The organism is Nocardiopsis sp. NPDC055879 (genome assembly GCF_053615935.1).
The window spans coordinates 64,017-76,908 of the sequence record NZ_JBSHCT010000006.1 but is presented as its reverse complement, the minus strand read 5'-3'; the positions used below and the strand labels follow the sequence as shown (position 1 = coordinate 76,908).

9 protein-coding genes and 1 pseudogene are annotated in these 12,892 nt (G+C 68.8%); 5 read left to right on the top strand and 5 right to left on the bottom strand.

Going from position 1 to position 12,892, the window contains the following annotated elements:
- Window positions 1-53: 53 nt before the first annotated feature.
- Window positions 54-272 (bottom strand): annotated as a pseudogene (locus ACWGKS_RS08615) (Uma2 family endonuclease); the annotation flags it as partial.
- Window positions 273-723: 451 nt separating this feature from the next.
- On the opposite strand from ACWGKS_RS08615, the gene ACWGKS_RS08610 reads away from it, so the two are divergent.
- Window positions 724-2,229: a hypothetical protein gene (locus tag ACWGKS_RS08610; RefSeq protein WP_067603825.1), complete on the top strand. Its 1,506-nt coding sequence runs from the start codon at window positions 724-726 to the stop codon at window positions 2,227-2,229.
- A 149-nt stretch (window positions 2,230-2,378) separates the two neighbouring features.
- Here ACWGKS_RS08610 and ACWGKS_RS08605 read toward each other — a convergent pair whose 3' ends face one another.
- Window positions 2,379-4,976 (bottom strand): ABC transporter permease, encoded by a 2,598-nt coding sequence (locus ACWGKS_RS08605; protein WP_358506080.1) that lies wholly within the window; start codon window positions 4,974-4,976, stop codon window positions 2,379-2,381.
- 6 nt (window positions 4,977-4,982) lie between these two features.
- Window positions 4,983-5,741, bottom strand: a complete 759-nt coding sequence (locus ACWGKS_RS08600) for an ABC transporter ATP-binding protein (RefSeq protein WP_358506216.1) — start codon at window positions 5,739-5,741, stop codon at window positions 4,983-4,985.
- Window positions 5,742-6,240: 499 nt separating this feature from the next.
- Here ACWGKS_RS08600 and ACWGKS_RS08595 point away from each other — a divergent pair, with 499 nt between their 5' ends.
- Entirely contained in the window at window positions 6,241-7,431 is a 1,191-nt protein-coding gene (locus ACWGKS_RS08595) for an NAD(P)/FAD-dependent oxidoreductase (protein ID WP_358506077.1), read from the top strand.
- A gap of 10 nt (window positions 7,432-7,441) precedes the next feature.
- Window positions 7,442-8,377 (top strand): sigma-70 family RNA polymerase sigma factor, encoded by a 936-nt coding sequence (locus tag ACWGKS_RS08590; protein WP_358506074.1) that lies wholly within the window; start codon window positions 7,442-7,444, stop codon window positions 8,375-8,377.
- Between the two features lie 49 nt (window positions 8,378-8,426).
- Here ACWGKS_RS08590 and ACWGKS_RS08585 read toward each other — a convergent pair whose 3' ends face one another.
- Complete coding sequence (locus tag ACWGKS_RS08585; protein WP_358506071.1) at window positions 8,427-9,530, bottom strand: Rv2578c family radical SAM protein; 1,104 nt, start codon at window positions 9,528-9,530, stop codon at window positions 8,427-8,429.
- Between the two features lie 244 nt (window positions 9,531-9,774).
- Entirely contained in the window at window positions 9,775-11,046 is a 1,272-nt protein-coding gene (gene glsA / locus ACWGKS_RS08580) for a glutaminase A (protein WP_452456749.1), read from the bottom strand.
- Between the two features lie 150 nt (window positions 11,047-11,196).
- Here glsA and ACWGKS_RS08575 point away from each other — a divergent pair, with 150 nt between their 5' ends.
- A complete protein-coding gene (locus ACWGKS_RS08575; protein ID WP_452456750.1) occupies window positions 11,197-11,937 on the top strand; it encodes a helix-turn-helix domain-containing protein in 741 nt (246 codons plus the stop codon).
- Window positions 11,934-12,827, top strand: coding sequence for a hypothetical protein (locus ACWGKS_RS08570; RefSeq protein WP_452456751.1), 894 nt, complete (start codon window positions 11,934-11,936; stop codon window positions 12,825-12,827). Before ACWGKS_RS08575 ends, ACWGKS_RS08570 begins: the two co-directional genes overlap by 4 nt.
- Window positions 12,828-12,892 lie beyond the last annotated feature (65 nt).

The window sequence follows — 12,892 nt, the reverse complement described above, 5'->3', positions numbered from 1 at the left end:
AAGTGCCTCACTTAGCCGTCTCGCCGCAGGCCCCCGCAACGGCCCTTCGGTGATCAGCGGGCGAAACGCTTGAGAGACTCGGTGTCCAGGGCGACCCCGAGGCCCGGAATGGGGACGGCCTCGCCATGGAAATGGGTGCTGCGTTCCAGGTACTGACCGTGGGCGGGGCGGCTGTGGACTACGACGGTGTTGGTGTCGCGATCCACCAGCAGGTAGACGCCGATGCCTGTCGCCGCGTAAGCGGCCGGCTTCTCGACACGGTTCCGGTCGTGGGCCTGCCCTTCAGGGCAGGCGTATGCGAGGGGTCCCGCAGAACCTACCCGGGCCGATCGCCGGGCTCTGTGGAATGGCCTCGCCGAGCGTGTTACGCGAAGGGTCGAAGGTGGCCTTGAAGCGGGTCGGGGCTTTCCAAGGCCCATCTTGGAAAGGGGTTTGGGTAGGAATCCCAGCTCTCACTGCGGTCAATAAGCTGGCATATCGATCCAAATCGAACCAATCGGGAAATGCCGACATTGTGAACCGGTGGGGCCAAACTCCACTCTCGGGCAAGTGTGGATTTGAGAGAAAGACCCACGAACTCGGTTTAGTTCGGCTAGCTTGAATGTCGACAAGAAAAAACCCGACCGGGTGCAATCAACACCAGGTCGGGTTTTGGTCGACGCCTGCGCAAACAGGTGTGTCGGCCGTGCCACCTACCTGTACGCACCAGGAAGGCGACTCGCCGTGAACTCTACCGCCTCGGCCCCCGCCACCACAGCCCAATCGCCGAATCCGCCCGGTCTTTCTCCGGCCCGCAAGCGTCGCAAGGGTGAGTTCGAGGGCATCGGCTTCATCCTCTCCCTGTGGGTTCAACGGCTGTACCGCAAGGGGCGGCTGCCCACGGCCCGCTCGTTCCTGTTCCTGGTGGCCCTGGCCGAACTGGTGGACGTCGACGGCCGCTGGAGCTTCTGTTACCTGGAGAACCTGCCCGAACGCTGCAATGGGTTCCTCAGCGTCAGCAGCATCAAGCGGGCCATCGAGGACCTGATTGAGGCGGGTCTGATCCGCAAGTTGAGCCGTTCGGAGACGCTGGACTTCTTCGCCGCCGACATCGCCCGTGGCCGTTCCATCTACCGGCTGCCGTGCGTGCTGGAGGTCCTGGTCCCGGCCGAGGTCTACCCCGAGCCGGTTTTGGCCGAGATCAACGCCTGCCGGGAGAGCCTGGGGGAGGAGCCGCTCACCCCGCACAATCGTCCCCCTTTGAAGCGGATACCGAAGGCCGGGACCCGAGCTCAGAATGGGCTGGGCCCCAGCTCAGATCGAGCTACAGACTCTTTTGATGGCGACTGTTCGGGGAATGGGGTGGGTGGTTCCGTCCGTGGCAGCGAAACCACAGAGGAAGAAAATCGGCAAAGGCGGCAAAAGTCGGAAAACGGACCGCACGGAATCATCGATCGCATTCATGATCGGTTCCTGTCCGATCCGCAAGCCGACCGACAACAGCTCGGCGAAGCGGTGGACCACCTCCTGAGTCAAGGCCTGAGCGTGGGGCAGACGCGAGCCCTACTTTCGGGGCTCGACGGGGTGCGGCGGCCCTTCCCGGCCCTGATGATCCGAATGCGCAGTCTGCAAGCCGCCCACGCGTTCCTGGCCGGAACCCTGGGCAGGGGCATGGACGCTTCGGGGCCCTCGTGGGCGGGACCGCCCACGATTTGGCCGACCACCGGCGAGCCCGAACCCTTCGCCCTACCCGAACGGTTCCTGCTGGACAGCCAGGGCAAGGCCGACCAGACCTGCCCGGTGCACCAGAGCACCCGTAACGAACCCGGTGGCACCTGTGCGATCTGTGGCCGGCGGTGTCGGTCGGTGCCGAACGAACTCATGCACGATCCTCTGCCGGAAACGACCGCTCCATCCGAGGACCGGAGGTCCGCTCCCATCGCACTGAAAGCGGTACCGGAACTCCCCGCCGTCCCCGAGGAAGGGCTGGATCCGGCACTTCGAGCGCTCATCGCCGCCTCCTTGGAGAGGGCGGGCGGATCGGCTCCGCCGCCGCCCTCGGTACCCGACGCCGGCCCATGGAAGACCCTGGGCTCGGGCATCTCGCCCACGAGCCGGACCGTCCTCGACGGACTGCGCACGGAACTCGGCAAGGGGCGCGCCGAGGGCCTGGTCCCGCCACCACGAACGGCCCTGGATCTGACGACTGCGCGGGCGATGTGGGTTGTTCCGGAGTCGTCCGGGACATGATTGGTCCTCCACGATGACACCCGATGTAATCTACGAGGTAAAGGTGCCGGGTCGGTGGCGTCGCACGATCGTCCCCGGACATGCGAAGACCGGGGTGGCCACCTGGACGGTGGGGCCACCCCGGTCGGGTCACACGCTCCCGGTTCGGGTCACTGCGAGGCGAGCGCCCCGGTGATGGAGGTACGCGCCGCCCGGCGAGCGGGCAGCAGGGAGGCGACCAAACCGGCCACGATCGCGATGGCCAAGAACGTGGCCACCTGACCGATGGGGAACCCGAAGACGATGTTGGGCAGGGTCGCGGAGATGGCAGCCCAACCGAATACCACGCCGAGCAGGACACCGATGCCGGCACCGATCAGGCACAGCAGCACCGCCTCGACCCCCAACATGCGGCGCATTTGTGCCTTGTTCAAGCCCAGGGCCCGCAGGATCGCGGACTCGCGGGTGCGCTCCAGCACCGACAGCGCCATGGTGTTGGAGATACCGAACACCGCGATGATGATGGCCAGACCGAGCATCGCCGCGATCGCGTAGAAGGCGATGTCCAACATGTCCTCGAACTGCTGGCGCATCTCGCCCATGGACATGACGTTCAGGGTCGGGTGGTCGTCCACCGCGGAGTAGACGACCTCGCGCAGCTCCGAGGACGACGCGGAGTCACTGCCCCGGATCATGACGCTGGAGTCACCCGTGATCTCGGGAACCACCTGCTCGTAGTCGGCCGGGTCCAGGTTGACGCCGTAGAACATCCCGGTGTCCGCGACCACGGCAGCGATCTCGAACTCGTGTTCGGGATCGCCCAGGGAGATGGTGTCGCCGGCTTCGAGGGATCCTGCCCGCTCCTCGGTGATCAGCACGCTGCCCGGGCCGAAGTCGGTGAGGTCGCCCTTGACCACGTCGACCTCGACCTCCTCGCCCACGGTGGCGCCCACCACGGAGGACACCGGGACGGTTCCGTCGTCGTTGGTGATCCTGTCGTCATCGCTGTCCACGGAGTCGAAGCGATTGGCGAAGACCTGATCGATCTCCGAGCGCGCCGCCAGGTCCGAACGCACCGACTCGGGGATGGTGCTCAGGTCGGTGCCGCCGACCTCCTCGGAGGTCTCCTCCGTGCCTTCCTCCGCTGACTCGCCCCCCAGGTCCAGCATCGGCGAGAGCTGGTAGTCCACGGGGTACTTACCGTCCAACTCCTGGGCGATGCTCTCCTGCATGGTCGCGTTGATCACCGAGTATCCGGTGATGAGGGTGGCGCCCACGGTCAGGGCGATCATGGCGGTGGCGGCGCGGCGCGGGCTGCGGGTGGAGTTGTCCACCGCCAGCCTGCTCGGCACACCGACGTGACGCAACGGGACACCGATCAGACCCACGATGGCGCGCACCAGCAGGGGGCCGAGCACGACCACGCCCAGGAAGGCGACGATGGCGCCGACGGCCACGATCCACATCGCCGAGCTGTCGGGGTCGCCCTGCAGCCCCAGCGCCACGATCCCGCCGGAGACCAGGAACAACAGGATCCCCATGACCGCGCGCAGCTTGCCGGTGCCCTTCTCCATGCCGGCCGCGGTGGCGCTGGTGCTCAGCGCGGCCAACGGGGGCACTCGGGTGGCGCGCATGGCCGGGACCATCGCGGAGAACACGGTGATGGTCACGCCCACGGTCAGACCGATGATCACGGCGGTCGGGCTGATCACGGTGGCGACGTCCATGTCCTCACCCATGAGTGGGCCGACGAAGCGGAACCCCAACATCCCGAGGCCGACTCCGGCCAGTACGCCCAAGGTCGAGGCCACCAGGCCGACCACGAAGGACTCGGTCAGCATGGAACGGAAGACCTGGCCGCGCTTGGCTCCCACGCAGCGCAGCAGGGCCATCTCTCGCTGGCGCTGGGCGACGAGGATCGCGAAGGTGTTGTAGATGACGATGCCCGCGACGAAGACGGCGATGAGCGCGAACAGCATCAGGCCGGTGCGGATCATATCGGCGCTCGCGCCGGCCTGAGCGGCCATCTCATCACCGAACTCGGTGGAGGTCTTCACGTCGGAGCCCTCACCGAGCACCCCGGCCACGGCGGTGGCGAGGTCCTCTTCGGAGGTCCCGTCGGCGGCCAGGGCGTCGATCTCGTGGTAGCCCTCGGCGCCGGTCACCGACGCGAAGGCCTCGGGGGTCAGGATGAAGGCTCCACGGTAGCTCAGCTCGGAGCCCACCCCCACGTCGAGCAGGCCGGTGACGGTGAACTCCTGCTCCTGCTGCTCGGCGTCGAGCACGGTGACCGAATCGCCCACCTCGAAACCGGTCTGGTCACTGATGGTGGTGGCCAGAACCATCTCGTCGTAGCTGTCGGGAAGTTCCCCCTCGGTGATCTCGTAGCGGGTCACCTCTTCCACGGCCATGGCCTCGGGAGGAACATGACTGAAGGCGCGTCCCTCGGCGTCCAGGAGCAGGCCGGGGCCTTGCCGAACTCCGTCGGCATCGGCGACCTCGGGCAGGTCCCGGATCTGGTCGAGCTGTTCTTGGGTGAAGGGCTCCGGATCCTCCCAGGTCCCGTCCTGGGCCTCCAAAGCCTCGGGGACGGCGATGGTGTCGACGCTGGAGGCCGACCCCATCACGGACTTCTCGTAGCTGGCCTTGAGGGTGTCGGCGAAGACCATGGTGCCGGAGATGAACATGACTCCGAGCAGGATGGCCAGGGTGGTGGTGACGTAGCGGGCCTTGTGCATGCGTAGGCCGGCCAGGGTGGTGCGCAACATGGTGGCTCAGGCCTCCAGCTTCAGCAGGCGCTCGGAGACCAGCTCGGCGGTGGGGTCGCTGACCTCGTCCACCAGACGCCCATCGCGCAGGAACACCACACGGTCGGCGTAGGAGGCGGCGACGGGGTCGTGGGTGACCATCACGATGGTCTGGTTCAGATCACGAGCCGAATCGCGCAGGAAGGTGAGGATCTCGGCGCCGGAGCGGGAGTCGAGGTTACCGGTGGGCTCGTCGGCGTAGACCACCTCGGGGGCGTTGAGCAGGGCACGGGCCACGGCCACGCGCTGTTGCTGGCCGCCGGAGAGCTTGGCGGGCAGGTGCCCGAGGCGATCGCGCAGCCCCACCACGTCGACGATGTGGTCGAAACGGGCGGGGTCGACCTTGCGCTTGGCGATCTGGGAGGGCAACAGGATGTTCTGCTCGGCGGTCAGCATCGGCAGCAGGTTGAAGGACTGGAAGATGAACCCGATCCGGTCCCGGCGCAGCAGGGTGAGGTCGCCATCGCGCATGCCGGTGATCTGGGTGCGCCCCAGGTGCACACTGCCGGAGGTCGGAACATCGAGCCCGGCCAGGCAGTGCATGAGGGTGGATTTACCGGACCCGGAGGGGCCCATGATCGCGGTGAAGGCACCGCGGTGGAAGTCGACGTCGACGCCGGCCAGGGCGTGGACCTGGGTGCCGCCGGTGTCGTAGGTCTTGGTCAGGGCCCGGGCCACCACGACCGGAGGGGCCTGGATGGGGGACTGGGGTTGTGCTGACGGCATGCTCACGGCGGGTGACTCCTGGATGGGACGGTGACTGGTCGACTCCGGTAGGGCGGACCTGAACCGGGCGTGTTCATCACGCTAGGTCCGCGAAGGTGCCCGAAACCTCCACCCACAGGCCGAACCGCTTGTCGGCCAAAGGCATGATGCGGGGCGGGTTCGCGACGCCTAAGTGGGGGAGGGCCCCCTACTTTCGTCGGGGGTTCCACCGGGGGCGCGTTCCGGTACGGACCCGGGCCCGGGTCCGTACCGGGGTGTGTGAGGTGGGTGTTCGGCGTGTGGCGGTCCCGTGGGCGTGAATCGGTGGGGGTGGCCGACGGGGAGCCGGGCTCGCTGGTCCCGGGCACTTCGATTTCGATTGTGAATCTACGTCGTCAAGGTGCTGGTTCGGATCTATTCACACCCTTAGAAGTCATGTGACTCAAGTCACGTCAAGACCCTGTCAGGAACACGCGAGCCGTCTCGTTCAAGGGGCACACGAACGGACAGGAGCAAGCTCATGCGACACCGCGTCATCGTCCTCGGGGCCGGCTACGCCGGAGCCGCCGCGACCGGATACCTCGCCCGTCACCTGCACCCCGACGACGTCCACATCACCGTCGTCAACGCCGAATCCGACTTCGTGGAACGAATGCGCCTGCACCAGGTCGCCGCCGGACGACCACCGCGTCGCCGCGGGCTCGCGGACATGTTCGCCGGCACCGGCGTCCACTTGAAGATCGCCCGGGTGACCGCTCTGGCCCCCGAGCGACGGACCGTCACCGTGGTGGGGGAGTCGGGCACCGAGGAACTGGAGTACGACACCCTGCTGTACACACTGGGCAGCACCATCGCCGACCACGGTGTGCCGGGAGTACGCGAACACGCCTTCCACGTCGCCGGACGGCCCGCCGCCGAACGGTTGCGGCAAAGGCTGGACACACTGGAGCCGGGCGGCCGAGTGCTCGTGGTGGGCGGCAACCTCACCGCGGTCGAGGCCGCCACCGAGATCGCCGAAGCCCACCCGCGGCTGCGGGTCGCCCTGGCCACCACCGGCGAGCCGGTCGGTTGGTCGGGCTCCCAGGCCCGAGACCACCTGGCCCGGGCCTTCGCCCGGTTCGGCATCGAGGTGCACGAACACACCACCATCACCAAGGTCGGAGAAGGGGAGGCCATCGCGGCCGATGGCCAGGTGTTCGAGACCGACGTGACCGTGTGGGCGGCCGGGTTCGCCGTCCACCCCATCGCCGCCGACAGCGGACTGGCGGTGGCCGCCGATGGTCGGATCAGCGTCGACCGGCGGATGCGCTCGGTCTCCCACCCCCAGATCCACGCCGCCGGAGACAGCGTCCACGCCATCGACGACCACGGTCGGCCGCTGCCGATGTCCTGCGCCTCGGCCGGATTCACCCGGATGCAGGCCACGTCCGCGATCATCGCCGAGCTGACCGGGACCGAACCCGCGAAGGTCCCGCTGTCCTACCTGGGCAACTGTGTCAGCCTCGGCTCCCGGGACGCGTTCTTCCAGGTGGTCGACGGCCGGGCCCGCCCCAAGACCTGGGCGCTGCGGGGATGGGCGGCCACCAGGGTCAAGTCGGCCGTGCTCCGCACCGTCGCCTGGAGCATGGGTCACCCCACCTTCGGGCTGCCCACACGCAGACGCCGGATCCGGCCGGTGTCCGTCGATACGGGGAAGGTGGTCGCCGACTAACGTGGCCTTCGTGGACACCGTCACCGTTGAACGGTTCGAGGCCAACCGCGACCGGTTGGCCTCCCTCGCCTATCGCCTGCTCGGCTCGGCCGCCGACGCCGAGGACACCGTCCAGGACGCCTACCTGCGTTGGCAGGCCTCCGACCCCGCTCGCATAGAGGTGCCCGAGGCGTGGCTGACCAAGGTGGTCACCAACCTCGCCCTGGACCGGCTCCGGTCCGCGCAGGTCAGGCGGGAACGCGCGGCCGGCGACTGGTTGCCCGAACCCCTGCTGGACGGAGACCCGATGCTGGGCCCGGCCCAGACCGTCGAACAACGCGAGTCGGTGACCCTGGCGGTGTTGCTGCTCATGGAGCGCCTCAGTCCGGTCGAACGCGCCGTCTACGTGCTGCGCGAGGCGTTCTCCTACAGTCACGCGGAGGTCGCCGACATCCTCGACATCACCGAGACCTCCAGTCAGCAGCATGTGCACCGTGCCCGGCGGCGGGTGGCCTCGGAGAGGGTCGCGGGGGAGGCCGACCGTTCGGCTGCGCGGCGCATCGTCGAGGCGTTCGTCGAGGCCGCGTCCTCGGGTAGGACCGAACGGTTGGTGGAGTTGTTGACCGACGACGCCACGGTGGTCAGCGAGGGTGCCGGTGTGGGCGGCAAGCTGATGCGCCGCACGGGTGTGGGACCGATCGCCGCGAACCTGCGGGCCGGTTTCAAACCGACCCCGGCCAAGCGCAGGCTCGTCGGTGGGTCGCCGTCGATCCACGCGGCCGTGGTCAACGGAACGCCCGCCATGGTCGCGGCGCTGGGGGACCGGGTCGTGGGTGTGGTGGCCCTGGGACTGCGGGAGGGCAAGGTCGTGAACCTGGTCGGTGTGTCCTCCCGGGGCCGGTTGGAACGCCTCAACGAACTCTGGCGTCGCGCCGAGCACGACGACCCGCTCATCGAACAGTGGTGACCCGGGTCCTTCGATGGCCGTTCCGCGCCGAGGCCGGTACACGGAGCGCTCACGCGGACGAGTATGCCCCGGTTCGGTCGGTGGGGGCGGGCAGGTCGAGGGGGAGTCGCCCGTCGGTGTCGGTCTCGGCGACGGGGGGCTCTCGGCCGGCGTCGCGGGGTGAGCCCGGGCGGTTCAGGCCGTGGCGGGCGGCGATCTCGCGTACCGCCGAGGTGACGATGCGCCGGTAGGAGGCGCGGGCGTAGGAACCGTTGCCGTACAGCTCCCGATACAGCGGTACCAGGCGCGGGTGTTCGCGTTCGAGCCAGGACCGATACCACTCGCGGGCGCCGGGGCGCAGGTGCAGCACGATCGGGGTCAGGCGTTGGGCTCCGGCCTCGGCGATGGCGGCGACGGTGCGTTCGATCTGCTCGACCGAGTCGGTCAGACCGGGCAGGATCGGCGCCATCAGCACCGAACACTTCAACCCTCGGTCGGCCAGTCGGCGCACCATGTCCAGGCGGGCCCGGGGCGCGGGGGTGCCCGGTTCCACGGTGCGCCAGACCTGTTCGTCGACCGAACCCACCGAGACCGCCAGCCCCACCTCGGTGACGCGGGCGGCCTGCTGGAGCAGGTCGGCGTCGCGCAGGATCAGGGTGCCCTTGGTGAGGATGGAGAAGGGGTTGGCGGCGTCGCGCAGCGCGGAGATGATCTGTGGCATGAGCCGGTAGTGGCCCTCGGCCCGCTGGTAGGGATCGGTGTTGGTGCCCATGGCGATGTGTTCGCCCCGCCAGGAGGAACGAGCCAGTTGGGCGCGCAACAGCTCACCGGCGTTGGTCTTGACCAGGATGCGGGTGTCGAAGTCCCGGCCGCTGTCCAGGTCCAGGTACTCGTGGGTGCGTCGGGCGAAGCAGTACACGCAGGCGTGCGCGCACCCCCGATACGGATTGATGGTCCACCGGAACATGGGGTCGGCGCCGGGGACGCGGTTGATGATGGAGCGGGCCCGGATCTCGATGGCGACCGGTTCGCCGTCCGCGCCCGCCTGGATGGGCGCGGGGGAGGGCGCGGTGAGCCCGGCCCGGCCGCTGCCTCGGGCCGGTGATGTGGTGGGTGCTTCGAACAGTGCGGTCTGTCCTGAGTCGCTGTCTTCTCGCAGGTTCTCCCAGCGCATGCCCTGATTCGAACATGTTTTCGAATGACTGTCCAGTCTTCCGACAGGGCAGGGATTCTCGCGGGGGAGAGGGCGGGCCGTCCACAGGCGCGAGGGGCCGAGGTGGCGCGGGAGGGTTCGCGTGGTGTCCCATTGATATGGGGGAGCCACGGTCTTCGCCCACTTCGCGCTGCCCACACCTCGAACGACCCCCGCCGCCCCACCACCCCGGGCACCTCGGCGGTTCCGCCGACTCCAGGCCCGGCTAGTCCAGGTGACGCGCCAGGTACGCGCTCGTCCAGCGCTGCATCCCACGTCCCTGAGCGTCCTGGAACCCCGGCATGGTCTCCTCGGGGTCGATCAGGATGAGGGTGTGGCCGGCGTCGATGAGTTTGGTCGCCATCGCCGCCGACGTGCGGCGCGCCACCGGCAGTACTTCGTCCACCCGACTCATGTCGAAGATGACCAGGTCGGTGGAGGGCGGGTTGTGGACCAGTTCGTGCACCAGCGCCTCGATGCTGCTCAGCACCATGTCGCCCTGGAGCACGTAGATGGTGGCAGGTTCACCCTCGACCGTCTCCTTTCGGATTTCGCGCAGCGCCGAACGCGCCGGCCGACCCGGTTCCATCAGGTGCAGCCCCAGGTCCTGCGAGAGCTTCTCCATCATCACCACGCCGCGGGCGCTGTTGCCGTGCTCGTCCAGCCGGGGTGAGAACGCCGCCACGCCCACCTGTCCGGGAAGTACCCCGATGATGCCGCCGGCCACGCCGCTCTTGGCGGGGATGCCCACCGAGGTGAGCCAGTCCCCGGCCGCGTCGTACATGCCGCAGGTGGTCATCACGCTCAGCAGGTGCCGGGTGGTCTGGCGGCCGAACAGTGACCGGCCGGTGTTGGGCTGGACTCCGCCGTTGGCCAGGGTCGAGGCCATCAGGGCCAGGTCGCGCACGGTGACCGAGGCCGAACACTGGCGGATGTATCCCTGCACGGCGGCGGCGGGGTCCTTGGACAAGCGTTCCGAGGCGTGCAGCAGGTAGGCCAGACCGAGGTTGCGGTCGCCGGTCGCCAGTTCAGAGGCGGCCAACGACTCGTCGATCACGATCGGCCGTTGGGCGAGTTCGGAGTAGAGCGCGAGCAACCGGTCCACCGCCGGCGCCGGTTCGTCGTGGATGAGCGCGTGGGTGGCGATGGCCCCGGCGTTGATCATCGGGTTGCGCGGTTTGCCGGTCTCGGGGTCCAACGAGAGTTCGTTGAAGGCCTCGCCACTGGGCTCCACACCGACACGGTCGAGGATGTCGTCCAGTCCGCGGTCCTCGATGGCCAGCGCGTAGGCGAACGGTTTGGACATCGACTGGATGCTGAACTCATGGTCGGCCTCTCCGCTCGCGTACACGGTGCCGTTGACCGTGCACAGGGCCACCGCCACGCGCTCGGGGTCGGCGGCGGCGAGTTCGGGGATGTAGTCGGCCGGGGCCCCGGAATCGACGTGGGCGGTCTGGGCGATGATGTCGTCCAGGTAGTCCATGATCGGTGAGCGCATCGGGTTCCCCTCGTGGACGCTGTGCCGTGGAGGCACCCTTGGCCGACTAACCCCACGGTAACCACGATCGTGCCCGCGCCCGGGCCGACATGCGCGCACACCCCTTCGGCGCAGCGGCGGCGGTACGGTCGAGGCGAGGAGGCGCCGGCGATGGACGACTACCGGGCATGGCGCGGTCCCCGCACGGGGGCGACGCTGTGGCGGGTTCGGACCGGCTCCGGCGAGGTGCGTATCCTGCCCGACGCCGTCATGGACCTGATGTGGTCCAAAGGCCGCTTCCTGTTCGCCGGCGCGGACACCACCGCCATGGTCTCTCCGGGCGAGGACGGTGCGGTGACCTGGGGACTGAGACTGGCCCCCGGCGTGGCGTATTCGCTGTTGGGTGTCCCCGCCCTTGAGTTGACCGATCGGCGCTTGGAGTTGGAGGAGCTGACCACGATCCCGCCCCGAATCAGGGAAAGCGCTTACGGTGATCCGGTCGCGGCGTTGGAGGACCTCTACGTGACGCTGTGGCGACGGACCGAACCCGACCCGATCCTCTTGAACCTGGCGGAGTCGTTGGACCGCTTCGCCCGGGCCGGGCTCGACGTCCCCGACCTCGCGTACCGGCACGAGATGTCCGAACGTACCCTGCGCCGCCTGGGCGACCGCGTCTTCGGGTACGGACCCAAGACCCTGACCACCATCCACCGTTTCCAGCACGCGCTCCACCTGGCACGTTCCGGCACATCGTTGGCCCAGGCGTCGACCGCGGCCGGCTACGCCGACCAGTCCCACTTGAACCGCGACGTGCGACGCCTGGCCGGAACGACCCCCGGAGACCTCCTGGGCCGAGGCCGGCCGATTCCTTCAAGACGATCGGCTCCGCGCATGACACCGTCGACGGCATGAGCATCGACATCGACCGGGCCACCTCGTTCATGACGGCCCACGCACGTGTGTTGGATCGGCGCCGCTTCGCCCTGCTCACCGGCGAGGCCACCGAGCGCGACCGGCGGGCCGTCCTCGCCGCGCTGGAGGGCTACCGCAACGACGACGGCGGCTACGGCTGGGGGATCGAGCCGGATCTGCGCGCCCCCGAGAGCCAACCGGCCGGCGCCCTGCACGCACTGGAGGCCATCGCCGAAGCCGGACCCACCACCACGCCCGCGACCCTCGGGTTGCTCGACTGGCTGGACTCGGTGACCCTGCCCGACGGCGGCCTGCCCTTCGCGTTGCCCGTCGCCGATCCGACCGCGTGCGCGCCCTTCTGGGCCCAGGCCGACCCCCGGGTGTCGTCGTTGCAGATCACCGCGGCGGTCGCGGCCCAGGCCCTCCGCGTGGGGCGATTCGACGCCGAGGCGAGGACGCATCCCTGGACCGCGCGAGCGACGAGGTACTGCCTGGACGCGATCGCCCGAATCGAGGAGGCCCCGTTCGCCTACGTCCTGTTATTCGCGCTGGGGTTCCTCGACGCCGCCGCGGACACACATCCCCAGGCGCGTGAGCAGCGGGCGCGCCTGGCACGGTTCGTTCCCGCCGATGGGGCGCTCCCGGTCGAGGGAGGCACCGAGGGTGAGACGCTCCACCTGCTGGACCTGGCGCCCTTGCCCGAACACCCGATGCGCGATGTCGTCGACGCCGCCGCCGTCACCCGTGACCTGGACCGTTTGGAGCGGGGCCGGCGCCCAGACGGGGGTTGGGCCGTCGACTTTTCGAGTCACTCCGAAGCCGCGGCCCTGGAGTGGCGCGGGTACACGACCGTCTCCGCGGTGGCCGTTCTTCGCGCCAACGGCCGATGAGGCGCGAGGTCGCCTGAGGGCTCATCCCGGGAGTGGGGCGGTAGGGCCGGGGAGGGGAGTTGAAC